The organism is Amycolatopsis sp. MtRt-6 (assembly GCF_017308975.1).
Lineage (GTDB): Bacteria > Actinomycetota > Actinomycetes > Mycobacteriales > Pseudonocardiaceae > Amycolatopsis.
Genome location: NZ_JADWPD010000027.1, coordinates 106,944 through 132,287, shown reverse-complemented (window position 1 = coordinate 132,287; position 25,344 = coordinate 106,944). Strand labels below are relative to the sequence as shown.

Sequence of the window (25,344 nt, the reverse complement as noted above, 5' to 3'; positions counted from 1 at the left end):
ACCACCGTCACGCCGCCTTCGCCGTCTCACCGGACCCACCGGACCGAGATGCCTTGCTCGCGACCTGCTTGAACCCGGTCGCACGGAACACATAGGACTGGTACTTGAACTCACCCTGCCCCGCCACGCGCGGCTCCGCCGTCAGCCCGTCCAACTCGATCGGCCGCATCCCCGGCAACGCCTCCGACGTCGTCGGCACCGGCTGAACGTCAGCCAGAAGCGTGATCTCGAACGAGGCCCGCTTCGCCCGCGTCTCCGCCGGGTCGGTGACCATCACCTTCCACTGCCGCTTACCGGTCGCCTCGTCGACCCGCTGCCGCACCGGGCGATTGGCTGCTCGGTCCTCCCGCGACTGGTACTCGTTGTCCGGCGAGACTTCGCCCACCATCACCAAGCCCTGCGGGAACGCGTCGTCGAAGTCGATCCCGAACCGGTGTCCCTTGTCGATAGCCATGCTGAATTTCCTTTACTTGTATGGGTTTCTGGCGCTTAGTCGCGCTCTTCCGACCACTGGTCGCCGAGAGGGGAGGAGTAGGTGCGCGTGCGGTTCTGCGTCTCGCACCACTCGCCGAACTCGTTCGCGGCCACGGCGAGGCTCCGCGCGAAGCGCGCGGTGTCCATCAGACCGCCGATCCGAGCCGGTACCTGGATCATGATCGCGGTTTCATCGCCCCCGGCCACCAGTTGGCGGACTCCCGGGGAAGGTGACACGACGGCAGCGCCGTATCCGACGAGGGGCTGAATCACCACGTGAATGCCCATGTGCTCTCCCGATGTCTCGGCTTCCGCGCGTCCGATTGGGCGCGCTGGGACCAGGAGACACCCGAGTGGGAGAGATCACCCGGACAAACTGTCCGGGTGGGTTCAGCGGTCGGCCGGAACGGCCTTCTCGATCGCATCCAGCATGGCTGACCAGGGCAGATCCCGGCCAGGAGCGGACCGCGGTTCGTGCAGCGGCCAGACGTCGTCACCGTAGAGCAGGTCCACGCCGACGCGCCGCAGGTTCTCGATGTGCATGGTCCAGAACGGCTGACGCGCGTGGGCCGCGTTGACGCGCGGGAACACGATCACCGGCAGGTTCAGCGCCCCGATTGCCTGGTTGACCTGCGTCAACGCCTGATTGTCGGCGATGCCGAGGGACATCTTCGCGACGAAGTTCGCCGAGGCCGGCGCCACCAGATAGCAGCTCGGGGCCGGGTGGGGGCTCTTCTGCGACGGCGACCGGGGCTCGACCCGCACCGGGTAGCCAGTGGCCTGCTCGATCTCGTCGAGCTGCCCGGTCTCGGCCAGCCACCGCCCGGCGGTGGGTGTCAGGGTGACCGCGACCGTCCAGCCCGCGTCCTGGGCAGGCTTGATCAGGCGCGGAAGCAGGTCTTCGACCCCGCCGGCCCCGGAGGCCACCAGCCCAAGAACACGAGACATGCGGCTACCTCACCGCGCCGCAACGCTCAGCCAGCGCGAGCAACGCCGAGGACTTCCCAGCCGTAGCCGGGGCACGTCGGTACATCGACCGCACGACCTCCCGGACCATGGTGTTGTGCCGGACGATGGTCGGCGACTTCCGCTCAGCCTGCAGAAGGACTTGAAGCGCATCGTCGTCCTTGGCGAGCAGGCTCAGCGCCCGGGCGAAGTCGATCAGGTGCGTGACCTGGCGTTCCACCGGCAGGTGGTCGACGTTGACGCGCGGCGCGGTCTCGATCACCTGGCTGACGTCGCCGAGGTCCAGAGCGGCTGACAGCCGGTGGAGTTCCACGTTGGCCGGCCCGAACCCGGTCTGCCAGTAGTTCGCATCTACGCCCAGCTGGTCAGCGGCGGTTTTCGCGTGTCCGAGGAGGTCGTTCGCGGTGGTCCGGTCCTGGTGTCGCGCCGCCGCGACAGCGGTACGGAGGTAGAGCATCCCGTACAAGCTCAGCGCGGCCGGATCACTCTCGGCCATCCTCGGCAGCAGCCACTTCGCCGCAACATCGCCCAGCTCAAGCGCGTCGTCGAACCGGCCTACGGCCAGGAGTGCGTGAGTGCCGGAGCGGGCAGCCGAGGCCAGGACCAGCGGATCATCGGAGTCGTCCGCCGCCTGCATGGCGCGTTCGGCCGCGATCCAGGCGAGGTCAGCCTCACCGATCTTGCTCAGCGTCGTCGCGGCCAGGTGGTGCACTCGCGCCGAGATGGCCGCGCAGGCCCGCTTGTACCCGGCATCGTCGGCCGAGGCCGCCTCCATCGCCTGTGTGGTCTTGATCAGCCCAGGCAGCGCGGTGACGACCCGTCCCAGGTCGCCTTTCTGGTAGCTCGACCAGGCACCTTCCACCAGTTGCCGAACAGGTTGCGGGTCGATGTACTCGGGCGACATGGCCGACGAGAACAGCGTCCGCGACAGCCGGCGGGGAGCCATCAGCGCATCCCGGATCGCCGGGACGTCATCGTGCTTGTCCTGCTCCTCCATCAGCACCGGTTCGCCGAGCAGGTCACCCAGCGTCACCCGCAACGCCCGCGCGAGGTCAGCCAGCACGTCCAACCGGCGGATGTCACGCTCGCCACGCTCGATCTTGCTCAACCAGTCCTCGGTACGGCCCACCAGGTCAGCAAGCACCGCCTGCGACAGCCCACGACGCCGCCGGTAGAACGCGATCCGCTCACCGATGCTGAGCTGGTCACCCGCACCACGCATGATCCAAGGCTATCAGCCGGTGGCCAGGATGAGCGGATGCACGACGCTCTACCTCGACTGGATCACAACATCGTATCCATCGAAATCTTTGAAGCGGCAAATTTTTCGTTTTTGACGTGTATCCCAGATGACGTGTACGGCGATATCCGATTTTCGGATGCTTTCAACAGTTTGATCGAAGTCCGTCGATTTGATTGTAATTAAGACAGGCGGAGTCAGCTTGTTGACGTCTTCTATGCTGCTAGGACGCAGGTGGAAGTAGTCGCTAACGACAACTTCACCTGAGGGCAGGTCTTCAATCTTTAGTCCAAGCACCTCACTGTACAAGTGCTTGGAGCGTTTCAAATCGCGTACGATGAGTGAAATATGTGATACCGATGTGGTTGCAGTGCTCGACAAGATTGCATTTTGGCGCACTTCTTTGATTAGGGCATCTTCTTCATTGCTGTCCGTGGAGCGTTCGGAACGGTCAACGAAGATGGTTTGGCCTCCTTCGATATTGATGGTCGCACGCCGGGTTAAGGCTGAGGTGCGCCCCTCCAGGTTGGTCAATTTGACCACGGTGAACTCGCGTCCATCGGGCAATCTGCCGGACGTCAGTTCTCCTGAGGTAACACGCCTGCGCCACACTTCAAGATCGCGGCTAGTCGGTCGGCTTGTTTGCTCGGACCAGGGGATTTGTTCAAGTGTTCCCTGTGTGGTTCGGGAACATCGCAGGGAAAGTGACCAAATGTATCGATAATCTTGAACGCTCGGCGCCAGCTTCTCCATCCAGTCAATTCCGTGCAATGCGCCCATTAAGCAGCCGACCATGGATGCAAGGGTGTCGGTGTCTGCGTTGCGTAAAAATGCGGCGCGCACGACTCCTGACATTGGGTTTGCCGCGTAGCGAGCTGACAGATAGAGAGATGCTGCTGCAGTAATCGTTCCGGATCCGTTCCGCGCTTTATCGAAGCATCCCAATTCATTGAGCGTCTCGTGGTCGTCGGCCAGAGAGCCTTGGGCAAGCGATCGATTGCCGATTTCGAGCAGCGCGGAAACCTCTCGTACGACCCCAGCCCATGCATTGCTCGCAGACTCATTCAGCTGCTCTTCGTATGCCAAAAGCCATTCGCTAGGAACATCGCGAAACGCCGTCCCGCCCTCCTGCCAGGATGGCTCATGTATAACAGAATTCAGGAGGTCGCCATATTGTAGAGTTCCCTCCTGGAGAATGAGGTGCCGAACTGCGATAGCGAATACGGCGGCACCAACCAGGGCACGCGGATGGCCGTGCGTCGTAATTCCATCTTTTACTACACGTGCGACTAGTTCGTCTGGTTTATCGTATATTGTTGCTACCGCGTGCGGTGCGATACGCATAGCGACCCCGTTGCCGCCCGCTTGAAAGTATGCGAGCCGATGGTTGCGCTTGGCGTTTTTTGGCTGATCGGCTTGGGACCAAGGCGGTTGTCCCGACGACCACGCACGGGCGGCTCGAATAGTGGCGCCACCTCCACCGCGCTGGTAGTTCAACCAGAACGGCAACTCAAGCTTTGTTAGCCACGAGTACCAGTCGTCGCTTAGGTTGCTTCTGGCGACGGCACATAAGAGCTGAGTGTCGTCACTATATGTTCCGGGGGTGACGTTCTCAACGTATTTTAGAAATTGGCTTCCCGTATACCTTTTCCAAGCCCGAAAACGAGGCTCTGGGTCCACTTCTCGTGCGGATTTGCCGCCAACTATTCCACTGCGTTGCTCTTGTGGCCATCCAAGTGCGTCTCCGACGGCTGCTCCGAGGAATATTCCGCCGGACCGGTATGTAATGTCCCGTGCTGAATTTTGGTTCACGCTACGCCTCCTTGGTTGGGCCATAGCGGAACCCAATTTTCTTCTTCGACTTCCAGTCCTGCATGGAGATTACTTTGCATTGAGTATTTCATGAATAGCTTTGGTGCGATTACCCACTTGAATCTATCGGGCGTGAGACCGGCGATATCTAGTCTCGCGTACTCGTTGCGAGCCTGACTTTCGGACGGAACGGCAATTCCTTGGATGTCTGTTAAATCGATCGGGCCGGGTATCAAAGCTTCGGCCTGTAGATCTGTGGCTGCGAGGGGGTGGTGTCGGGGTTGGCGTGGGTACCCCGTTACGGATGAAGGCGCATAGCATTTTTCGAGTCCCTTGGGGCCTGGCTCTAGGTATGCCCCGTACGCCTTTGCTGCGTTGCATCCACAAAAGAGCGTGCCCTGACGAGACAGAAGAGACACGTTCAAAAACAGGCATACCCAATCTGGATAGTTCGCGAATTGAGGTTTCTTTTGTGCCCTGTCAAGGTAGTAGGCGTTAGGAAACTGAAAGCTGCAGCAAATCATTTCAGGGTGCTGGTCAAAACGCTCGATGTCAGTGGGATCGAAAAACTCCTGTGCGTTTCTCGCCAAGTCGACACTGCTGCGAATGCTCTCGTCGGAGACTATGTGAAATAGGTTCTTCGACGGCGTGAAGTGGGCAAGTCGGGTCAGGCCGATGTCTGCGACTACGTCCGCAACGGTTTTGCTCATAATTCGACCCTGGCCCAGATGTCGGTGGAGGTAGGAAGCAGTGGGGTGACAGTCCCGGTGAAACTTACTATCAGATCAGTTCGTGCTCGTGTTGCTGACACATACAGGAGTCGTCCTTCGCGCGAAGCTGCTTCGTCATTTCCGAAAGCGGCGACGATCTCGGGGTCGGGTACTGTTTGATCGTTGCAAAAAGGCATAAGGACGGCGTCGAATTCTAGGCCTTTGGCAGAGTGGTATGCGCCGCAGTAGATTCCTGGCGTAACGTCCCAATGGGTGAGGTCTTTCGCCAATTCGCGCACGCGAAGGGATCCGCAAGCGCGTCGCGCGTCTGCCCAGGTGCGCGCGAGCACGGCCACGGTTCCTGATTTAGCGAACTGAGCGGCTTGTCGCTGTATTAATGACAGTTCTGCTTGTTCAGACTTACATTTGACTAGAGTGGGTGGTGCTCCTGCTGCGCTAGGCTCGATCGGTTCTACGAGATCATTTAAGTCGCCGGTCATATGCGGCATTTGACTCATTGCGATTGCAACACGCGCGATCTCGGCCGTGTTTCTGTAGTTATTGGCAAATCGTTGAACTGACCGAATATTCAAGCCGCAACTCCGCCAAGAGAGCCCCTCCCCATAGATTTGCTGATGATAATCACCAAAGAAAGATACTGAACCGTTTTCGGGTACGGTGGCTACAAGGGATCGGATGCTTTCTGGCGATAGATCTTGACCCTCGTCAATTATCACATGCTTGTAATGCCTGGGACGGTTGTCGCCCGCGAGCTCTGTCCGTACGCTGCTTGCGATATCGTACCAGTCATATTTGACGTGGTTCTCGGCTCTGATTCGCCGGTACTCGTCCAGGATCTTCCAAACGGCTCGTCTGGCGCTATCTGTCAGAGGTTTCTTTCGTCCAATCCTGTCTGCCTGTATGTACTGGTCACACGATTCGATTCCCATTCCAGTTATCCACTGGAGTTCATCAAGAAAGAATCGGACTTTTCTTTTGAAGAAGTTTGACGGGTTATAGGTTTCCGACACTCGCTGCACTGCGGCGCTTACCCAGGATTCTCGCTGATTGATGGAAGCGATTCCGCCCGAATACGGCATCTTTCCTACGCTTGCAAGATAGCCTCGCGCGAATTTGCCATAGGTTTCGATGGTAATATTTGTGGCGACGGCTGGTGCTAAGTACTTAAGGTAAGTCACTAGGGTGTTGTTATATGTAACTAGAAGAACGCGTCCCGAGCCAGGAGTAATCGGGTGTGCAAGATGTGCGGCTCGCAGCATCGCCATCGTCGATTTGCCTGTGCCGGCAGTGCCTAGGACAACTTGGTGTCGGTCCGGCCGGAGATATACGATATCTGACTGGCGTCCACGAGGCGTGAGTGTTGTCGGCTTTGCAACCACTAGGACTCCCGGTAGGTCGACATGCGAGCGTCGGTCATGTCTCTGACGTCGCTCGTCGCACGGCCAACGCTACACACTGTGAGTCACCGCCCTAGGTCCTTCTCGGTCGTCGCGTAACTGTCCATCGCTCGCCTCGGAGTTTGCGCAGCTTACCCGTAGTGCGGCTGGAACGCTCGCACCACCGCTGACATTGCGGAGCGGAGGGTGAACCTTGCCGAACTTGGCTCTATGGGATCAAGCCGCCGCCGGCGGCGCGCACGTCACCACCCGTGCGGCGGGCCCGCCCGCATGCGACACGGACGGCCTGCCGCTCCGCTCCGGCTGCCGGTCGCAGGGCGGCCCGCCGGAGGGCCGGCCGCGTACGCGCGCCGCCGGGAGCTGGTTGATCCACTCGTCCCCATACGGCCAGAGACGTCGTCGAGTGGATCAGTGTTACGCCGTTCGGCGTCACGATCGGGTGACCGCTCCCTCGTCGGCGATCGTTTAACACCGGCCGACCGCCATCAAGGGCGCCTACGGCGTCGCTGCGCGATGGTCGCAAGCGCCCACCCTTGACACCGGCCCTCCGGCGCTAACAGCGGCAGGGACGAGGAAGACGGGGAAGGGCTGCCGCCAGGCCAGATGAGCACAGGGGCAGCGAGGAGCCAGGCCGTCTACAGGCCGTCAGACGTCCAGACAGGCCCGGACGCGACCGGACCCAACAGACGCAAAAGAGCAGGTCAGAGGCGGTGTGCCCAAGAACGCCCCCAGGCTCACCGACCGCCTGGATAGTTCATGAACAAGAAACCTATACGCCTCTGACCTGCGGGTTTGTTGCTCGGGACGTCCGTCTGGCCGAGCATCTTCGGTGCACCCTTCTTGCAGGGGGCGACGCTCCGGCGGCGGCGTAGTTGTCAGAACTCTGATAATCCCGCTGGATGACCTTCGTCCCTCGGGGTGGTGTCGCTCAACGGTGCTGCTCTGACCTGCAGTTTACCGTCCGTTAGCCTGTTCGGACGATTGCGGTGGAGTCGATCACGGTGTCGAATAATCGCCTACAAGGATTAATCGCCGTGAGGAGCTCGCTGTGCACTGGGGGACCGCGCTCGAAGACGGAGGGGCGGCGGGGCTCGTTCGTCCGTACTTCCGCACCCACGGCCGGACGCGCCCGACGCGCGACCTTCCCGTCGAGACACTGGTCTCGACCACCGCGCGCGGGCGGGCCATGACGCGCGGGAGCACCGCGGAAGAGTCGGAAATCTGCGTGCTGTGCTGCACTTCGCAGTCGGTGGCCGAGGTCGCCGCTCGGCGGCGGCTGCCGCTCGGGGTGGCGCGCGTTCTGCTCTCCGACCTCGCCGATCGCGGTCTCGTCGCCGTGCACACCGCGAAGCGGGGCAACGGCAACCGGCCGAACATGGACCTCATGAAGCGCATCCTCCACGGCCTCAGCCGGCTCTGATCGCCGCCCGGTAGCGTTGTCCCCGGGACATGGAGGGGCGGCGGTGCGGGTACTGGTGACCGGGGGCAACGCGGGGATCGGCTACTTCGTCGCCGAGCAGCTGGCTTCGGCCGGCGTGGAGGTGGTGATCGGCAGCCGCGACCCGGTCAAGGCGCGGGCCGCCGCCGCGTCGATCCGCTCGCGGGTCGCCGGGGCGAAGGCCGGGTGCGTCCGGCTGGACCTGGCCGACCTCGGCTCGCTCGAACCGGACGTGGGGGAACTCGACGCCGTCGTCTGCAACGCCGGTGTCGCGCTCGACGCGCCGCCGCGGCGGGAGACCCCGGACGGGCACGAGCTGATGTTCGGCACCAACCACCTCGGCCACTTCGCGCTGATCGCGCGGCTGCTGCCGGCGCTGACGCCGGCCGCGCGGATCGTCACCACCGGCAGTTTCGCGGCGAAGTCGGCGAGCCTGGACTTTCTTGACCTCCAGAGCGAGCGGGACTACCAGCCGAAGCGGGCCTACGAGCGGTCCAAGCTGGCTCAGCTGCTCTTCGCGCTCGAACTCGACCGGCGGCTGCGGGCAGCGGGTTCACGGCGGGTCAGCGTGCTCGCCCACCCCGGCGGCGCGCTCGACTCGCTGACGCCGTCACGGCCGCCCGTGCACACCCGCACCGCCGGCGCGTGGCTGCGCGGGCTGCCGGCCCGGGTGGTGCTGCACGGCAAGGACGCCGGAGCGCGGCCCGCGGTGCGCGCGGTCCTCGATCCGGACGTCGAGGGCGGGCAGCTGTGGGGCCCGCGCGTGTTCGGCCTGCGCGGCCGGCCGCGGCTGGAACGCCGGTGGGCGAACCTGGCCGACGACGCGGCCGCCGCGCGGCTGTGGAAGGAAAGCGTGGCGCTGACCGGGCTCGAGCCGCTCGGTTAGGACTCGTCGTCCCCGCCGGTGACGTTGCCGACGCTGGCGGGCACGCCCTTGATCATGTCGACCACGGTCTTGCCGGCCAGGCCCGACTTGCCGAACCACGGGTCGGTCATGACCTTGATGGCCGACTCGAACTTTTCGGCGCCTTCCTTGCCGAAGAGCTTGCCGAGCTCGTGCACGGAGAAGTTGCTGATCTTGTCGAACTTCTGCATGATCTCGGGCGTCACACCATCCATTTGGGACAGTTTGGTCTTGATGACGTCGGTCATCTGGTCGGTGAACGGCTTGTGCGGCTTGGGCTCCGGCTTCGGGTCGGGTGTGGTGTCGGGCTTGGGTTCCGGGGTCGTGTCCGGTTTGGTGTCGGGCTTCGGTTCCGGGGTGGCCGACGCGGGCGCCGGTTCGGGCTTGGGCTCGGGTGTGGTGTCCGGCTTGGGCTCGGGTTTGGGGTCCGGGGTGGCTGAGGACGACGATGGCGCCAGCTCGGGCTTCGGTTCCGGGGCCGCCGAGGAGGGCGTGGTGTCGGGCTTGGGGTCCGGTTTGGGCTCAGGCTTCGGCTCGGGGGTGGCCGAGGAGGGCGTGGTGTCGGGCTTGGGGTCCGGCTTCGGCTCGGGCTTGGGGTCCGGTTTGGGGTCGGGCTTGGGTTCCGGCGTGGCCGAGGACGACGATGGCGCCGGCTCGGGCTTCGGTTCCGGCTTGGGGTCCGGCTTCGGCTCGGGCTTGGGGTCCGGCTTCGGCTCGGGCTTCGGCTCCGGGGTCGCCGACGAGGGCGTGGTGTCCGGCTTCGGCTCGGGGGTCGTGTCCGGCTTGGGGGCCGGTGTGGTGTCCGGCTTCGGGGTGGGTGCCGGGGTCAGGCTGCTCGTCGGGGGCTTGGCCGCCGCCAGGTCGTCGCCCGCCTTGCCCAGCTTGGTCAGCGCCTTTAGCAGCTCGCCCAGCTTCTTCGCCAGCTGGGCCAGCTTCGCGCCGATCTTGCCCAGGGCCGTGGCCACCGTGCCGATCGTCGTGCCGATGAAGATCGCGATCGACGCTCCGAACGTCACCGGGGCCAGGGCCGCCGCGATCAGGGCGCCCTTGATGATCGTTGCCAGGAGCATCGCGATCAGGTCGCGGAGGATGCCGCGGAACGCGCCGACGATGCCGCCGGCGATCTTCATGTTCTTGCCGGCCTCGTCGAGGTAGCCGCCGAGGGAGCCCAGCTGCTCGGTGACCGCGTCCATGTCCTTCTTGAACTGGTCCGCGGCCTGCCCGCTCCACTCCTTCATCAGCGTGTCGAGCGCCTGCTGGTGGTCGGCTGACCACTGCTCCAGCTTCTTCTTCTCCGCCGTCAGCGCTTCGCTGGCCGCCGCGATGCCGATCGGGTCGCCCATCAGGATGTCCAGCGGCCACCGCAGGATCGTGATGTGCTCGATGAGCCAGCCGATCCCGGCCGTCAGCAGGCTCCCGATCGGGTCCAGCACGAGACCGATGGTCTCCAGCGCCATCCCCGCCGAGCCGATGCCGATCGCGACCTGGTCGTGCTCCTTGACGGCCTTGTCCAGGCCCGTCGCCGCCTCGAAGAAGCCCGCCCCGGCCGATCGGTTGTCCTCGTTGAACAGTTCCGAACCGTGGAGGCTGACGTCCTTGCTCTTGTAGTCGTCGCCCACTATTCGAACCTCACGATCGAGTTCACGGCGTCTTCTTCGCCCGACTGGTAGCGCTTCGCGGCCTCGGTGACCTTGTCGGCGAACTCGCCGATGGTCTTGGCGTACTCCCCGAACTGGTGGTGCGCCTTGTCGGTCCAGGTGCTCGCGCCGGCGGCCATCAGCTGGCACGCCGGGTTGATGCCGAACATGCCCGGGTCGCACACCATGCCGCCGACGAGGTCCGAAGTGCTCTGGAGGTTCTTCTGCAGCTCGTCGAGGTGCTTGCCGAAGTTCGCGAGTGGCTCCGAAGAGACGCGGAAGCCGCCGCCGGTCACCAGGGGTTCGATTCGTCGTCGGAGCGGTCGTCGGCCACCGGACGGCGGCGCGGCGCGGACGGCGGCGAAGGCGGCGCAGCCGGTGCCGCAGGAGCGGGCGGCGTGGGTTCGGCGCTCTCCGGCGCCGCGAAGTCCCCGTCCGGCGGCGGGTCCGGCGGGAGGAAGGACCGGACCATTTCGGTCGACTCGCCGTCGCCGTTGATGGTGGCGAAGGAATCCGCGACGGCGCGGGCGGTCTGGCGTTGCGCGTCCCGCACCGCACCCATGATCGCCGCGGTCAGCCGGGCCGGGCCCAGCTCGCACGCCCGGTGGCCGAGCTCGAGGTTCGTGAGCGCGCCGTTCGGGGCGAGCGTCACGGTGACCGAGCCGTCGCGGCTGCGGACCGTCGCCCCGGCCGCGGAAAGCGCCTCGTTCAGCGCCGCCGCCTTCGACTGCATTTCCCGGACCTGCCGTTCGAGCAGGAGCTGGAAGTCTTCGCCTGGCCCCAGGTTCGGTTGCACGAAATCGACTCCTCGACACAGCCGGCGCGCTCGGCCGGACCCGTTGAGCGGCAGGCTAGCCCATCACGGCCGGTCGTCCGGCGCGAGCCGGGGACACGGCCTGGTTGTCTCCCCGATAGTGCCCTCGAACGCCCTGGGCGGGGGTTGCCCTGGAGCGCGCTCCAGGCTGCACGATCGGGGCATGACCGAACTGGACGACTACCGGCCGCTGGGCCGTTCCGGGCTGCGCGTCTCGCCACTCGCACTGGGCGCGCTGACCTTCGGGGCCGGCTCCTTCTGCGCCGACGACGCCACCGCCCGCAAGACGTTCCGCGCCTACGTCGAGCGCGGCGGCAACTTCGTCGACACGGCGGACAACTACAGCGCCGGCCGCAGCGAGGAACTGGTCGGCGAATTCCTCCGTGACGTCGGCCGCGACGACGTCGTGCTCGCCACGAAGTACTCCGGGCCCGACTTCAGCGGCGGCGGCCCGCGGTCGGACCCGCGCCGCCGCAGCAACGGCCGCAAGAACATGATCGCCTCGCTGGAGGCGTCGCTGCGGCGGCTGCGCGTCGACCACGTCGACCTGTACTGGCTGCACATCTGGGACGGCTTCACCCCGGCCGAGGAGGTGATGGCGGCGTTCGGCGACCTGGTGCGCGCCGGGAAGATCCGGGCCGTGGGGCTCAGCGACGTCCCCGCCTGGTACGCGACGAAGGCCGCCATGCTCGGCGGGCCGCCGGTGACGGCGCTGCAGCTGGAGTACTCGCTCGTCGAGCGGGCCGTCGAGGCCGAGTACGTGCCGCTGGCGCGGGAGTTCGGCATCGCGATCCAGCCGTGGGGCGCGATCGGTGGCGGGTTCCTCTCCGGCAAGTACAGCCGGGACGGCGGTGCCGGCCGGCTCGCCGATCCGGGTGTCGCCGCCTTCAGCGCGTTGCCCGAGAGCCGGTGGGCGGTGCTGGACGCGGTTCGCGAGGTCGCGGCCGAGGCGGGCGCCACTCCGGCGCAGGTGGCTCTGCGGTGGGTGCTGAGCCGTCCCGCCGTGCCCGCGCCGCTGATCGGGGCCCGGACGCCCGAGCAGCTTTCCGAAACCCTCGGGGCGCTCGCGCTGGACGTCACCGCGGCGCAGCTGGACCGGCTCACCGAGGTCAGCGCACCCGTGTTTCCGTTTCCGCACGGGATCCTGGCTCGGCTCAACGCCGACCTCTGACTACAGTGGACTCTTCGCGGCCTGGGCCGCTCGCTCCACCGCCGCGTGGCGGGCCGCCCAGAACTCCGCGTCGCGGTGGCCTTCGGAGGCGACCGAGCCGTCGAGCTGTTCACGCAGGATGTCCGCGTGGCCCGCGTGGCGGTTCGTCTCGGTCAGGACGTGGACCAGGATGTTGAACAGCAGCACGTCCGGGCGGGGCCACCACGGCACGTGGCCCGGTGCGTCGATGGCGAGCTCGGCGATCGTCGCGTCGGAGTGCTGCCACGCCCGCCGGTAGCCGTCGACGATGTCCGCGCGTGTCTCGTGCTCGGTCGCCCACATGTCGCTGCCGCGTGCTTCGAGGTCGTCCCACCGGGGCATCGGCTCGGGGTACGGCCGGCCGAAGATGTCGCCGAAGTAGCGTGCCTCGGTCAGGGTCAGGTGCTTGATCAGGCCGAGCAGGTTGGTGCCCGTCGTGGTCAGGGGACGGCGGATGTCGTACTCGCTCAATCCGTCGAGCTTCCCGACCAGCTCCTCGCGGACCTCGCGCAGGTCGCCGTGCAGGTAGTTCTTCGCGAACTCGTCGATCATGGCAGCCAGACTGTCAGACCAGCGGCACTCCGCGCACCGAAACCGGACCGCGGGTCGGGTCCAGCTCCAGCTTCTGGTCCACGCCGGACGGCGTCAGCACGTCGAACGCCTTCGGGGCCGTGGCCGGGTCCGCCGTGCAGATCGGGGCCGTCCCGCCGGCCGCGCAGAGACCGAACGTGTACTGGCCCGCCGTGGGGGTGAACGGGCGGGCCTGGTCCGGCGAGTTGCCGTCCTGGCCCGTCAGCACCACGGCGAACGTCCAGCCCCGGCCGGGCGTCCCGAAGGCGGTCTTCGGCACGCTGACCGTGATGTACCGCGTTGCCTGCGACGCCTGCACGGACGGCGTTGCCGGCGAAGCGCCCGAAGCGTCGACGAGCGCCGGCTCGGCGAAGCCCTGGACCTCGATGCGCCTGCTCCACGCGTCCTGCGGCGCGATCGTGTACGCCCGGCTCGGGTACGGCGCCGCGGTCGAGGTCGCCGTCGCGGCCGGGTCGTGGGCGTAGATCGTCAGCAGCTGGGCGCCCAGGGGTGAGCCGAACGTCGGGGACAGGTCACGGACCTGCGTCCGGAAGACCAGGGTGCTGCCCGAGTCGATGATCTGGAACCGCTGCAGGTCGAACGCGCCCGCGTGGAAGTCGCCCGCCGTCGGGTAGGTGTACGTGCCCGGGCCGTTGTCGTCGCCGTCCGGGTCCGTGGTGTCCAGCAGGACCGTGCCGGTGACGAAGTCCGAGCTGATCGTCTTCTGCGCGTACCCGGTGCCCGCGCCCGTGGCGGCCGCCGTGACGACGTTCGCGCCCAGCGGCGTCGGCACCGTGGTGCGGAACGTCCCTGCCGCCGAGGCCCGGGTCGAGAGCACCGTGGTCGTGCCCCCGTCGGTGGCCGAGACGGCGAGGTCGACGCGGCTGCCCGCGGGCGCGGTGCCGGTGACCTCGGCGGTCGCCGTGGACACCGACGCGGGCGCGTCGAGCGTGACTGCCAAGGCCGCGGGAGGCGCGGTGTAGCGCGAGCGGACTTCGGCGGGTTGCTCGGGCAGCCGTCCGTCGGCCAGGGCCCTGGCCAGCCGGACCGACTGCGCCTGCGCCCAGCTCAGCGGCGCCACCGAACCGACCGACTGACCCGGTGTGAAGCCGATCGACGCCGTTCGCGGGTCCGAGCCGTACGGGGACGGGGGCAGCGCCGGGTTCTCCCAGATCTGCTCGGGGATCAGGCCGGTTCCGTTGGTCTGGGCCCACATCGCGCGCAGCAGCGCCGCCGCGCCGGCCCGGTCGCCGGTCTGCACCGCCTGCTCGCCGCGTTCGCCGGCGAGCACCGGCCACAGGTGCCCCGACCCGCTGTTCGTCGACGGCCAGGGCGCGCCCGTGGGGCCGCAGTTCGTCGGGTCCGGCTCGTAGCAGTCGCCGTAGCCGTCTTCGCTGCCCGGCGCCGACGTCCCGTAGCGGTACCAGCCCGGTCCGGCCGGGGTGTCCCGCTTGATCACGCGATCGACCACGCCGAGCGACGCGGCCACGTCCGGGTCGTCCGCGGGTAGTACGCCCAGGCGCGTCAGCTCGAGGAAGCCGGCGTCGACGACCGCGCGCTGGTCGGCGTCGACCGAGCCGTTGCCCAGGTTGTAGAACCACTCGGAGTCCGGGTCGCCGTTCTTGGTCAGCCGCAGGAAGTACCGGCCGCCGTACGGCCCGTTCGAAGTCACCGTCCAGCCCTTGACGCTGCGCTGGAAGTGGTCGGCGGTGGCGCGGTAGACGTTCGCGCGCGCCCGGTCGCCGTTGCGCTCGGCGATCACGCCCGCGGCGACGAGCCCGGCGATCTCCGCGGCGATCGTCGAGGGGGAGTAGCCGCCCTGCTCCTCCCAGCGTTCCGAGCCGAACGCCGGGCCGTGCGCGACGACGAAGTCCGCGGCCGCCCGGATGTGGTCGGTGTAGAGCGTGCGGTCGCGGTCCAGGCCGGCCTGCAACGCCATCAGGATCGGGTACGCGCTCTCGTCGAGCTGGTCACCGCCGGAGTCGGGGGCCTTCTTGCCGTTGAGCAGCGAGTTGCGCGGGAAGCGGCCGTCCGGCTGCTGCTGCCGGGTGAACAGCCAGCGGACGCTCGCCCGCGCCGTCTCGCGGTCGCCGGCCGCCAGGAGACCGGAGAAGCTTTCGTACAGGTCGCGGGCGAAGATCTCGCGGTAGGAGCCGAAGTAGACCGGCTTGCCGCCGGGCGCGTCGCCCGCCGGTACCGCCTGGCCCCACGGGCTGCCGAGCGAAGCGACGACCGCGCCGGGGAACGTCTTGTCCTCACTGGCCTTCAGCACGTTGACCGACTGGTAGTACGCCTCGGCGTCCTGGCCCCGCAGCGGGATCAGCCCGTTGTCGTAGTCACGCCACTCGCGCGCGTACTGGCGGTAGCTCGCCTCGAACGGCGTGCGCAGGCTCGCGCCGGCCGTGGCGACGGCGGTCCGCGCGTCCGCGCCGAAGCCGAGCGCCAGCACGACCGGGCGGCGCGGCTGGAGGTCGAGCCGCGCGGTCTGGACGACGTTGCCGTTCACTGCCGACGGCGTCGTGTCGGTGAGCCGGTGGTCGCGGTCCAGCTGGGTGAGCCCGTCGCCCGCGGTGCCCGCGAAGCCGCTGCCGGTGGCCAGGAACCGGCGGTCGGCGCGCAGCGCGGCGGCCAGCGGGGTGCCGTAGTCGCGGGCCGGCGCGCTCGACACCGTGTTCGGATCGGCGCTGACCAGCGCGGACGTCGCCGCGTCGACGGTGGCGGTGTCGCCGCCGCCGTTGGCCGGGCCGCCCCCGCCGTTGCCGTTGACGCTCGCGTCGAACCGCACGTAGACCTGCAGGTCCCGGCCGGAGCCCCGCAGCGGTTCCAGCCGGGTGCGGATGAGCACGCCGGTCCGGGCCGGGTCGGCCAGGTACTCGGTGACCAGCCGGTAGCGGCCGCTGCGCGCGGTCGACGTCACCTCGCAGGCCATCCCGCCCGCGCTCGTGCGGACCGTGTAGGTCATGTCCCGCGCCTGCAGGTCGGTGAAGCTGCGGCCGTCGGTGACGGCGAACTGCAGCGTTTCGACGTTCGTGTTGTCGATCACCGGCGCGTAGACGTCGGACAGCACGCCGTTCGCCACGGTGAACCACGCCTTGCTCGTCGTGTTCCGGGCGGTGCCCAGGCAGTCCTTGCGGGCCAGGCCGAAATGCGAGACGGCGCCCGGTCCCGGCGCCGCCGCGGCCGCGTTGGCCGCAGGAGCGGGCACGAGGGTCGCGGCCAGCACCGCGCACAGCACCACGGACGACGTCGACCGAATCATCCGCCCATCCGATCACGCCCGCCCGGGGCGCACCAGGTCCGAACGGCGCCAGAGAACTCATTACCGGTGATTGAGAATCCGAACCCGTGGGTAGCAAACCTGGTGTCCCCCGAGGAGGTGAACGTGGAAGAGCTGGGATCGGACGGATGGCGGTACCGCGGCACGATTTCGCCACGGACGCTGCCGAGCCTGCGCCGGCACCTGGTGTCCTGGTTGCGGCGGCGCGCCGGTGACGAGGTCGGGCGGCAGGCCGACGACGTCGTGCTGGCCTGCTGGGAAGCGATGGCCAACGTGCTCGACCACGCCTACCACGGCCGGCCGGGGCTGATCGACGTCCGCGCCCGGATCGACCAGGACGTGCTGATCGTCACGGTCGCCGACCAGGGCCGCTGGGCGACACTGGCCGAGCGCGCCGACGGCGGCCGCGGGCTGCGCCTGATCCAGGCCCTGGTCGACGGGCTGGACCTCCGCTCGACCGACGGCGGCACGGTCATCACGCTCACCTGGCCGTTCCCGGCCCGCCACACCGCCTGATTCAGCGGGTTCCGGCCGAGGACAGGTCTTCGACGAACCGGGCGGCGACGTCCCGCAGCTTCACGTTGGTCCGCTGGGACTCGGTGACGAGCAGCTTGATGGCGTCGTCGGCGCTGATCCGGTGCACCGCCATCAGGATGCCCTTGGCCTGCTCGATCACCGCCCGCGAGCGCATCGCCGCTTCGAGCTCGACGGTCCGCTGCCGGGCCTGGTGGTAGCGCCGGGTGGTGCGCAGCCCGAACGAGACGACCGTCGTGTACAGCTTCAACAGCTGCGAATCGGTTTCCGCGAAGCCGTGGTCGCCGTAGCCGAAGAGGTTCAGGGCGCCGGACAGGCGGTCGTCGACGCGCAGCGGCGCGGCCAGGTAGCTGCCGACGCCGAGTTCCTTGGCGCGTGCGGTGAACTCGGGCCACGCCGCCCCGGCCGTGGCGAGCGGAACCCGGACGATCTCACCGGTCTCCGCGGCCTGCAGGCAGGGGCCCGCGCCCGCGGCGTACTGGGCCCGGTCGATCTCGACCGCCCGCTCGTCCGTGCAGGCAGCCGTCGTCGGTTCCCCTTCGCGGATCGCCGTGATGCTCGCCATGTCGGCGCCGGGCACGGCCCGGACGGCTTCGGCGCACACGGCGTCGAGGATCTCCGCTTCGGCTGGTTCGGTTTCCAGGGCGCCCGTGAGGTCCGCCATCGCGGCGGTCAGCTCGTCGAGGTGCTCGGGCAGGATCGGCTCACCGGTCACTCGGTCATCTCCGTCCCGGACGCTGCGGCTCGTGCCGAACCGCTGCTGCTTCAACGGAACGGCAAAACCCTACTCGCGTCCGCAACACCCGGACACCGGGAAAGCGGTGGCTCCGGCCCGGCGCTCGCTGTTGAACGTCGTGGGTTGCGCGCCGGCGCCACCTGGCGACGGCCGGCAGCACAACCCACCCGACGCACCGTCGCTGCGGCCCGCTTACCCGGTGTACCCCGGGTCAACCGTTCAGCGGATCACGACCTTCGTGACCTGGGTGAGCCCGGAGACCCGCAGGACGCGGTCGAGCAGCCGCGGCGCGACCAGCCGCAGGTCGTGCTCGCCCGCCCGGTCGAACAGCACCGCGACGCCGGCGCTGTCGAGGTAGGCGACCCCGGTGAGGTCCACGGTGACGGCGGTGCCCGCCGCCAGCTCGCGGTCCAGCGCCGCACCGAAGTCCGCGGCGTTGCTCATGTCGATCTCACCCGTGACGGTCAGGACCCGGTCGCCATCGTCGCCCGGGCCGCTGACCAGCGTGAGTGCCGTCGTCACGAACCGATCCTCCATTCCAGCGTGACGGTGGTCCCGGTCGCGTCGCGCCGGATGGCGACCGCGTCGGCCAGCGCTTCCATCATCGGCACGCCGCGGCCGCGCAGCACGTGGTTGTCCGGCGGCGGCTGCTTCCAGTGGCCCCGGTCGGTCACCGTGACGACCAGGTGCGCGCCGGTGAGCCGGGCCGCGAGGTGCGCGGTCGCCCCGATGACGTCGCGGTAGGCGTGCTCGACGGCGTTGGCGCAGGCCTCGCCCGCCGCGACGAGCACGTCCTGGGCGAGGTCCGGTTCGAGGGCCGCGTTCTCCAGCCACCCGCGCAGCCAGCGGCGGGCCGAGGCGAGGTGGTCGGGGTGCGCCGCGAACTCGAAGTCCAGCGGCGGGATCGACCGGCGGTAGAGCAGCAGCGCGACGTCGTCCTCGTAGCCGTCCGCCGGGCGGAGCCGGTCCATCAGGGCCGCCGCCAGGTCGCCGAGCTCCGCGTCCCGCGTGTCGTGGGCGGCCGAGGTGGCCCGGTCCATGCCCTCGTCGAGGGCCTCGCGGCGGCGTTCGACGAGCCCGTCGGTGTAGAGCATCAGCAGCGAACCGGCCGGCACGACCGCCGTGGCCTCCGGACGCGGTGCCGAGACGCGGACCGCGAGCGGCAGGCCGCCGCCGGAGTCCAGGAACTCCGCCGTGCCGTCGCGGTGCACGAGGGTGGCGGGCGGGTGCCCGGCGCTGCTGTAGGTGAGCGTGCCGGTCGCCGGGTCGAGCACCCCGCAGAAGACGGTGGTGCACAAGGCACCCGGCAGCCGGACGGCGAAGCGGTCGAGCGCGGCCAGGGTGTGCGCCGGGCCGCGGGCTTCCAGCAGCAGCGCGCGGCAGGCGCTGCGGAGCTGCCCCATCACCGCGGCCGCCGGGAGCCCCCGGCCGACGCAGTCGCCGACGACGATGCCGATCCGGTCGCCGGCCAGCGGGACGACGTCGTACCAGTCGCCGCCGACTTCCAGCGGCGGGTTCGCCGGCTCGTAGCGCACCGCGAAGCCGCCGGGGAGCCGGGCCGGGCCGAGGATCGAGCGCTGCAGCGCGAGGGCGACCTCCCGCTGCCGGTCGTCGCGGTGGGCGCGGCGCAGGGCGTGCGCGAGCGTCCCGGCCAGCAGCGCCAGCAGCGTCCGGTCCTCGGTGCCGAGCGGGCGGCCCGGTGCCGGGTCGACCCAGAGCGTCAGCCGGCCGCCGGGGTGGTCGACGGTGGTGCCCGCGCCGCCGTCCGCCGGGGCCGCGTGCAAGGCCGGGAGCGTGCGGAGGTGGGCCAGGGTCGCGCGCAGCGGCGCGGCGAGGTCCGCCCAGAGCCGGTCGGCGGGCTCGGTGGACGCGAGCTCCGGCTCGCCGTCCCGTGGCCAGGTCACCGCGAGCGCGCGCCGGCCGTCCCACAGCTCGCGCAGCAGCTCCAGCCCGGCACGCAGCACCGCCGGGACGCCGCTGATGCCGGCCAGGCGCTGGTTCATCGCGGCGAGCGCGCTTTCGCGCTGCACGGCGTACCGCTCGGCCGTGACGTCGCGGACCGTGCCGACCACCCGGCGGCGGCCCTCGTCGTCGCGCAGCTGGTTGTAGGCGATCGCGATCCACACCCGGTGCCCGTCCTGGTGCCGCATCGGCAGGACCAGGCTGCCGGTGGGCTCGTGCCACGCGCGTTCGGACGCCTCGGCGACCTGGCGGTGGGCGTCGGCGTCGGTCTCGCGGTCCGGCCACCACGGGAACGGCGGGGCGTAGGGCAGGCCGCCGGCCCCGAAGCCCAGCAGCTCGGTGAACGCCGCGTTGATCTCGACGACCCGGCCTTCGGCGTCGCAGACGAAGAACCCTTCCTGCAGCGACTCGATCATCGCCGCGCGCCACCGGGCGTGCTGCGTCCGCAGCCTCGCCAGCTGGACGGTCGTGCGGACACGGGCGAGCAGCTCCCGCGCCGAGAACGGCTTCACGAGGTAGTCGTCGGCCCCGGCGGCCAGCCCGTCGACGGCGGCTTCCTGCCCGGCCCGCGCCGAGAGCAGCAGCACGGGCACGGCGGCGGTGCGCGGGTCGCCGCGCAGCTCGGCGAGCAGGCCGAGGCCGTCCAGCCGCGGCATCATGACGTCGCTGATGATCAGTTCCGGCGGCTCGGCGCAGGCCGCGGCGAACGCCTCGACGCCGTCGCGCACCGCGGTCACCGCGTAGTCGTCGCGCAGCAGCCGGACGAGGTAGTCGCGCATGTCGGCGTTGTCGTCGGCCACCAGCACGCGGGCACCCGCGGGCGCGGGCCGGGCGGGCTCGTCCTCGTCCGGCAGCCAGCGCAGGGCCTCCTGTACGTACGGTTCCGCGGCCTCGGCGATGAGCCCGCCGCCGGTGGGCTCGGTGGCGACGTGCTCGGCGGACAGGTGCGTGGTGCCCAGCGGCAGCCGGACCCGGAACGTCGTCCCGGCGCCCGGCTCGCTCTCCACGGCGACGCTGCCGCCGTGCATGCCGACGAGCTCGCGCACCAGCGCCAGGCCGATGCCGCTGCCCTCGTTCGACCGCGCCCGCGCCGACGGGATCCGGTGGAACCGCTCGAACAGGCGCGGCAGCTCGGCGGCGTCGATGCCGATCCCGGTGTCGGACACGGCGACCACGGCGTGCCCGCCGTCGACCGTGCTCGTCACCCGGATCGCGCCGTCGAAGGTGAACTTGACCGCGTTGGACAGCAGGTTGAAGACGACCTTCTCCCACATCCCGCGGTCGAGGTGCACCGGCTCGGCCGACGGGCGGCAGTCGACCTCGAACACCAGGCCGGCCCGCTCGACGGCGGCGCGGAAGACGCTCGCCAGCTCCGCGGTGAACGTCCCGAGGTCCACCGGTTCGAAGCGGGCCTGCATCCGGCCCGCTTCGATGCGGGAGAAGTCGAGCAGGTTGTTCACCAGCCGCCCCAGCCGCAGCGCGTTGCGCTCGATGACGTCGACCTCTTCGCGCACCCGCTCGCCGGCGTCGGCCAGCGTTTCCCGCAGCTCGGCGGCCGGGCCCAGGATCAGCGTGAGCGGCGTCCGGAACTCGTGGCTGATGTTGGCGAAGAACGTGGTCTTCGCCGCGTCCAGCGCGGTCAGCTCCTCCGCGCGCCGCTGCTGGACCTGGTAGGCGATCGCGCCGTTGACCAGCGCCGCCGTCTGCTGCGCGACCAGCCCGAGGAACGTCCGGTAGGACTCGTCGAGCGCGCGCCCGCCGCTCGCGGCCAGCACGATCACCCCGGTGGCCGCGTCCCCGGCGTCGCCGGGCAGCGGCAGCACCACCGCTTCGGTGGGCGGGGTGGACCAGCCGCCCGGCGGCAAGTCGCCGAAGACCTCGCTCGGCACCGTCCGCGGGACGCCGTCGGCGAGCACGTCCTTGAGCGGCCACGCGGTCGCGTCACCCGCGCCTTCGCCGCCGGGGGTGACGGCCGCGAGGGCGAGACCGCCGTCGCCGTCCCGGGTGTGGATCGCGGCGTAGGGGACGTCGGCGCCGGCCCGGCCCAGCACGCCGGCGACCAGGTCACAGGCCTCGCCGACACTGCGGGCGAGGCCGGCCTGGGCGCTGAGCTCGCGCAGCGTGGCCAGCCGCCGGGCGCCGATCACGCGCTCGGTCGTGTCGGAGACCGCGGTGAACACCGCGCGCACCGCGCCTTCGTCGTCGTAGACCGGGCTGTAGGAATACGTCCAGTAGGTCTCTTCCCAGTAGCCGTGCCGGTTCATCGGCAGCAGCAGGTCTTCCGACCAGGTCGCCTCGCCGGTGGTCATCACGCTGTCGAGCATCGGCCCGATGATGTGCCAGATCTCGCCCCAGACCTCCGCGCCCGGCTTGTCCAGCGCCGGGTGCTTGGTGCCCAGCAGCGGCAGGTAGGCGTCGTTGTAGAGGAACCGCAGCTGCGGGCCCCACCAGACGATCATCGGGAAGCGGGAGGTGAGGCAGATGCGGACCGCCGTCGCCAGGCTCGGCGGCCAGTCCCGGGGCGGCCCGAGCGGGGACGACGCCCAGTCGAAGTCCCGCATCCGGGCGGCCATCCTGCTGGTCCCGGGAAACACGGCGCGGTGGCCGGCCTCTTCCCCGACGCTCATCACACTCCAGGTTCACGCGGCCCCGGCAGAGCCTACTCGCCCGGCGGCCTGGTCGCCGGGCGTGCGAACCGCCGCGTCCGGGTGAGTCAGCCGGTCAGCCAGGTCATGGTGACCGTGGTGCCGTCGTCGCGGTGCACCTGCGCGCAGTGGTCGGCGAGGGTGTCGATGAGCAGCAGGCCGCGGCCCCGCAGCCCGTTCGAAGCGGCCGGTGGCCGCCAGGTGCCGTAGTCGGTGACGGTCACGATCAGCCGTCCGGGCAGCGCTTCGGCCCGGACGTCGACCGGGCCCGCCGCCCCGCCGGGGTAGGCGTGCTCGGCCGAGTTGGCCATCGCCTCGTAGCCCGCGAGGACGATGTCCTCCCGCCGCTCGAGGCTCAGGGGCAGTGTGGTCAGCCAGCGCGCCAGTGCTTCCCGCAGTTCCGGCAGCCGGCCGGCCTCCGCGGCCGTGCGCCGGTGGAACGAGGCCGGGGGAGCGGGCGCGCCGGGCGGGAGCGGGTCCGTCATGGGGCGTCCTCTCCGCGGTGGCGCACGTGGATCACGGCGATGTCGTCGTCGTGCCGTCCGCGCGTCAGTTCGTCGACGAGCTTGTCCCACGCCGTTTCGAGGTCGGCCGCGGTCAGCAGCCCCGGGATACCCGCCAGCAGCCATTCGATGCCCAGGGTGAGGTCGCGGGTGCGGCTTTCGACGAGCCCGTCGGTGTAGAGCACCAGGTCCGCGCCGACCGGGAAGCCCGCGGTGCGCTGCGGGAAGACCGAGCCGATGCCCAGCGGCTGCGCGAGCGCCTCGCCGATCTGCTCGGGTGGTTCGCCCGGGCGGACCAGGATCGCCGGCAGGTGGCCGGCGTTCGCGTAGGCGAGCGAGCCGTCGGACGGCCGGTGGACCGCGTAGAAGCACGTCACGAAGCTCTCGCCGAACAGCCCGACGGCCAGTTCGGAGACGTTGCGCAGGACTTCCGACGGCGGCAGCTCCAGCAGGGCGTAGCTGCGGATGGCCGTCCGGACCTGGCCCATCACCGTCGCGGCGGTGACGCCGTGGCCGACGACGTCCCCGATGACGAACGCGGTGGCGCCCGACGGCAGCCGGATGACGTCGAACCAGTCGCCGCCGACCTTGCTCCCGGTGGCCGCGGGCAGGTACCGGGTGAACACGGCGAGGCCCGGGGTGGGCGGGGCGACCGGCAGCATGCTGCGGGACAGCTCCGAAGCGAGGGTGCGTTCGCGTTCGTAGAGCCTGGCGTTGTCCAGCGCGATGGCCGAGTAGGCGGCGATGCCCTCGGCCAGGTACTCGTGCCGCGCGGTGAACCGGTCCGGCTCGGGGTGGCCGAAGAAGAACCCGCCCAGCACCTCGCCGGAGATCGGGCTGATCACCGGGACGGCGAGGTAGCTGCACACGGGCAGGTGCCCGGCCGGCATCCCGTGGTGCGGCGCGTTCTTCCCGAACCGCGGGTCGCGGGTGATGTCGGGGCTGCGCACGGTCCCGGTGCCGTCGAAGGTCGGCGCGAACACCGCGGTGTTGCGCGGCATCGGGAAGCCGGCGAACGCCTCCCGCGGCACACCCGAGATCGTGTACAGCGTGTACGACTCGCCGAACTCGTCGACGAGGTTGTAGAAGAACGCGCCGAAGCCGGCGCCGGTCGCTTCCGTGGCCGCGTCGGTCGCGTCCTGCACGATCCGGTCGATGTCGAGCTGCGCGGTGAGTTCGCGACCGGTGGAGTGCAGCGCGTCGAGGACCGCGGCTTCGCCGCGCAGCCGCCGGACGGTGGCGGCCAGGCCGGTGGTGGCGGCGTCGATGGCGGCGGCGACGTCCACGGGCAGCGGCCCGGCTTCGTCGGTGGTATAGACCAATGCGCCGCGCTCGCCGCCGTCGGCCGCCACGGCGATCGCGCGGGTGATCTTCTTGCCGGGCACCAGTTCGGCGAGGACCGCGGGGTCGGTGACCGCGAGCGCGACGTGGTCGCCGAGCGTCGCCCGCACCTCGGCCGGGCCGAGCGGGCGGACCTCGGTGGCCGCCGGAACCCCGGTGCCGTCGACGAAAGTGCCGCGCACGGCGGCGAGGACGGCGTCGAACTCCGGCGGGGACGTCATCGGGGAGCCAGTGCTTCGGACAGCGACGGGTAGATGGCGAGTTCGTCGACCAGCCGGGTCAGCTCCAGGGGCCGCAGGGTGATCCGGCCGGTGGCCACCACGCGCAGCGGCACCGAGGCGGCAGGCCCGCGGTGCGCCCGGACGAGCTCGGCCATGCCCGCCGAGGCCAGGAAGGTGACGCCGGTGAGGTCGATGACGAGCAGCGCCGGCCGCAGCCGCGCCGCCCGTTCGGCCAACCGGCGCAGTTTCGGGGCGAGCGCGAGGTCGAGGGCACCGTCGACGCGCAGCACCGCGGCGCCGTCCCGGCTCTCCAACGCCACCGATCCGGCGGAACTGGCGGCGTCTTCGAGTGAGTCCCCCGTCACGTCCCGTTCACCCATGGCGCCCATCCTGCCTGCTCGCGGGCGCGGCGGGAAGCGGACGGGGTGCTGACACGGCGGCGTGTCGCCGGGACAGGCATGATTGACAGCGGTTGAGCAGACAGCCTTCGTGATCACGCACGCCCACCGGATGCCCGGTGGCGCTTGCCGAAGGCGAGGAGAAATCGTCATGACCGAGCCCACCCACTTCGAAAGCTCGGCCACCGCTGTGCCGTTCGGGGAGTTCCGGATCGCCCGGACGGAGCAGGAGGAAGCGATCGTCGTCGAGGTCGCCGGGGACGTGGACACGACCACCGCGCCGGCGCTCGTGCAGGCCGCGGACGAAGCACTGGCGGAGCAGCCGCCGGTGCTGGTGGTCGACCTGAGCCGGGTCGAGTTCCTCGCCTCGCCCGGCCTGACCGCGTTGCTGACGATCCACCGCAACGCCGGCACCGGCACCGCGGTCCGGATCGTCGCGTCCGGGCGGGCCACCCTGCGCCCGATCCAGCTGACCGGCCTCGAGGAGAGCCTTTCGCTCTTCCCGACGAGGGAAGCGGCGCTGACCGGGTCCTGACCCGGATCGTCCCGGCCGCG

23 protein-coding genes are annotated in these 25,344 nt (G+C 69.4%); 5 read left to right on the top strand and 18 right to left on the bottom strand.

Translation table 11 applies throughout. The features are described 5' to 3' along the window. Positions 1-7: 7 nt before the first annotated feature. The 7 genes from I4Q55_RS35635 to I4Q55_RS50740 all read right to left on the bottom strand — a co-directional run bounded on the left by I4Q55_RS35635 (position 8) and on the right by I4Q55_RS50740 (position 6,602). Positions 8-454 (bottom strand): hypothetical protein, encoded by a 447-nt coding sequence (locus tag I4Q55_RS35635; RefSeq protein ID WP_206794490.1) that lies wholly within the window; start codon positions 452-454, stop codon positions 8-10. 35 nt (positions 455-489) lie between these two features. Then, positions 490-762 carry a hypothetical protein gene (locus tag I4Q55_RS35630; RefSeq protein WP_034286343.1) on the bottom strand — a complete coding sequence of 91 codons (273 nt, stop codon included), beginning with the start codon at positions 760-762 and terminating at the stop codon, positions 490-492. Between the two features lie 102 nt (positions 763-864). After that, positions 865-1,422 (bottom strand): flavoprotein, encoded by a 558-nt coding sequence (locus I4Q55_RS35625; protein ID WP_206794488.1) that lies wholly within the window; start codon positions 1,420-1,422, stop codon positions 865-867. A 4-nt stretch (positions 1,423-1,426) separates the two neighbouring features. Beyond that, positions 1,427-2,662, bottom strand: coding sequence for a helix-turn-helix domain-containing protein (locus I4Q55_RS35620; protein WP_206794486.1), 1,236 nt, complete (start codon positions 2,660-2,662; stop codon positions 1,427-1,429). A gap of 48 nt (positions 2,663-2,710) precedes the next feature. Continuing rightward, complete coding sequence (locus tag I4Q55_RS35615; RefSeq protein ID WP_242547354.1) at positions 2,711-4,516, bottom strand: ADP-ribosylglycohydrolase family protein; 1,806 nt, start codon at positions 4,514-4,516, stop codon at positions 2,711-2,713. Then, entirely contained in the window at positions 4,489-5,202 is a 714-nt protein-coding gene (locus I4Q55_RS35610) for a DarT ssDNA thymidine ADP-ribosyltransferase family protein (protein WP_206794482.1), read from the bottom strand. Before I4Q55_RS35610 ends, I4Q55_RS35615 begins: the two co-directional genes overlap by 28 nt. Continuing rightward, positions 5,199-6,602: a 3'-5' exonuclease gene (locus tag I4Q55_RS50740; RefSeq protein ID WP_206794480.1), complete on the bottom strand. Its 1,404-nt coding sequence runs from the start codon at positions 6,600-6,602 to the stop codon at positions 5,199-5,201. The genes I4Q55_RS35610 and I4Q55_RS50740 overlap by 4 nt, the downstream gene beginning before the upstream one ends. A gap of 1,066 nt (positions 6,603-7,668) precedes the next feature. Between I4Q55_RS50740 and I4Q55_RS35600 the strand changes: the two genes are divergently transcribed. Beyond that, positions 7,669-8,040 carry a DUF742 domain-containing protein gene (locus I4Q55_RS35600; RefSeq protein ID WP_206794478.1) on the top strand — a complete coding sequence of 124 codons (372 nt, stop codon included), beginning with the start codon at positions 7,669-7,671 and terminating at the stop codon, positions 8,038-8,040. A gap of 43 nt (positions 8,041-8,083) precedes the next feature. Then, the gene (locus tag I4Q55_RS35595; RefSeq protein ID WP_206794476.1) at positions 8,084-8,944 is read left to right on the top strand and encodes an SDR family NAD(P)-dependent oxidoreductase; all 861 of its coding nucleotides are present in this window, start codon (positions 8,084-8,086) and stop codon (positions 8,942-8,944) included. Here I4Q55_RS35595 and I4Q55_RS35590 read toward each other — a convergent pair. The 3 genes from I4Q55_RS35590 to I4Q55_RS35580 are packed head-to-tail and all read right to left on the bottom strand — an operon-like array spanning position 8,941 to position 11,395. Then, positions 8,941-10,581, bottom strand: coding sequence for a WXG100 family type VII secretion target (locus tag I4Q55_RS35590; protein WP_206794474.1), 1,641 nt, complete (start codon positions 10,579-10,581; stop codon positions 8,941-8,943). The two genes, I4Q55_RS35595 and I4Q55_RS35590, sit on opposite strands and share 4 nt — an antisense overlap. Beyond that, positions 10,581-10,895, bottom strand: coding sequence for a hypothetical protein (locus I4Q55_RS35585; protein WP_206794472.1), 315 nt, complete (start codon positions 10,893-10,895; stop codon positions 10,581-10,583). The genes I4Q55_RS35590 and I4Q55_RS35585 overlap by 1 nt, the downstream gene beginning before the upstream one ends. Continuing rightward, positions 10,892-11,395, bottom strand: a complete 504-nt coding sequence (locus tag I4Q55_RS35580) for a YbaB/EbfC family nucleoid-associated protein (RefSeq protein ID WP_206794470.1) — start codon at positions 11,393-11,395, stop codon at positions 10,892-10,894. The genes I4Q55_RS35585 and I4Q55_RS35580 overlap by 4 nt, the downstream gene beginning before the upstream one ends. Positions 11,396-11,576: 181 nt before the next feature. Here I4Q55_RS35580 and I4Q55_RS35575 point away from each other — a divergent pair, with 181 nt between their 5' ends. Then, complete coding sequence (locus I4Q55_RS35575; RefSeq protein ID WP_206794468.1) at positions 11,577-12,584, top strand: aldo/keto reductase; 1,008 nt, start codon at positions 11,577-11,579, stop codon at positions 12,582-12,584. On the opposite strand, the gene I4Q55_RS35570 is transcribed toward I4Q55_RS35575, so the two are convergent. Both I4Q55_RS35570 and I4Q55_RS35565 read right to left on the bottom strand, forming a co-directional pair. Further along, a complete protein-coding gene (locus tag I4Q55_RS35570) occupies positions 12,585-13,154 on the bottom strand; it encodes a DinB family protein (protein WP_206794466.1) in 570 nt (189 codons plus the stop codon). It abuts the gene before it with no gap. A 13-nt stretch (positions 13,155-13,167) separates the two neighbouring features. Next, positions 13,168-16,431 (bottom strand): glucodextranase DOMON-like domain-containing protein, encoded by a 3,264-nt coding sequence (locus tag I4Q55_RS35565; protein ID WP_206794464.1) that lies wholly within the window; start codon positions 16,429-16,431, stop codon positions 13,168-13,170. A gap of 123 nt (positions 16,432-16,554) precedes the next feature. On the opposite strand from I4Q55_RS35565, the gene I4Q55_RS35560 reads away from it, so the two are divergent. Beyond that, a complete protein-coding gene (locus I4Q55_RS35560; RefSeq protein ID WP_206794462.1) occupies positions 16,555-16,965 on the top strand; it encodes an ATP-binding protein in 411 nt (136 codons plus the stop codon). Between the two features lies 1 nt (position 16,966). On the opposite strand, the gene I4Q55_RS35555 is transcribed toward I4Q55_RS35560, so the two are convergent. The 6 genes from I4Q55_RS35555 to I4Q55_RS35530 all read right to left on the bottom strand — a co-directional run bounded on the left by I4Q55_RS35555 (position 16,967) and on the right by I4Q55_RS35530 (position 24,771). Then, complete coding sequence (locus I4Q55_RS35555) at positions 16,967-17,698, bottom strand: GAF and ANTAR domain-containing protein (protein ID WP_206794460.1); 732 nt, start codon at positions 17,696-17,698, stop codon at positions 16,967-16,969. A gap of 240 nt (positions 17,699-17,938) precedes the next feature. Beyond that, entirely contained in the window at positions 17,939-18,241 is a 303-nt protein-coding gene (locus tag I4Q55_RS35550) for an STAS domain-containing protein (protein ID WP_206794459.1), read from the bottom strand. Next, a complete protein-coding gene (locus tag I4Q55_RS50340) occupies positions 18,238-22,308 on the bottom strand; it encodes a SpoIIE family protein phosphatase (protein WP_206794457.1) in 4,071 nt (1,356 codons plus the stop codon). The genes I4Q55_RS35550 and I4Q55_RS50340 overlap by 4 nt, the downstream gene beginning before the upstream one ends. Before the next feature lie 86 nt (positions 22,309-22,394). Then, positions 22,395-22,811 carry an ATP-binding protein gene (locus I4Q55_RS35540; protein ID WP_206794454.1) on the bottom strand — a complete coding sequence of 139 codons (417 nt, stop codon included), beginning with the start codon at positions 22,809-22,811 and terminating at the stop codon, positions 22,395-22,397. Beyond that, positions 22,808-24,391 (bottom strand): PP2C family protein-serine/threonine phosphatase, encoded by a 1,584-nt coding sequence (locus I4Q55_RS35535; RefSeq protein ID WP_206794452.1) that lies wholly within the window; start codon positions 24,389-24,391, stop codon positions 22,808-22,810. Before I4Q55_RS35535 ends, I4Q55_RS35540 begins: the two co-directional genes overlap by 4 nt. Continuing rightward, positions 24,388-24,771: an STAS domain-containing protein gene (locus I4Q55_RS35530; RefSeq protein ID WP_206794450.1), complete on the bottom strand. Its 384-nt coding sequence runs from the start codon at positions 24,769-24,771 to the stop codon at positions 24,388-24,390. The genes I4Q55_RS35535 and I4Q55_RS35530 overlap by 4 nt, the downstream gene beginning before the upstream one ends. Positions 24,772-24,940: 169 nt before the next feature. Between I4Q55_RS35530 and I4Q55_RS35525 the strand changes: the two genes are divergently transcribed. Beyond that, positions 24,941-25,324 (top strand): STAS domain-containing protein, encoded by a 384-nt coding sequence (locus I4Q55_RS35525; RefSeq protein ID WP_206794448.1) that lies wholly within the window; start codon positions 24,941-24,943, stop codon positions 25,322-25,324. Positions 25,325-25,344 lie beyond the last annotated feature (20 nt).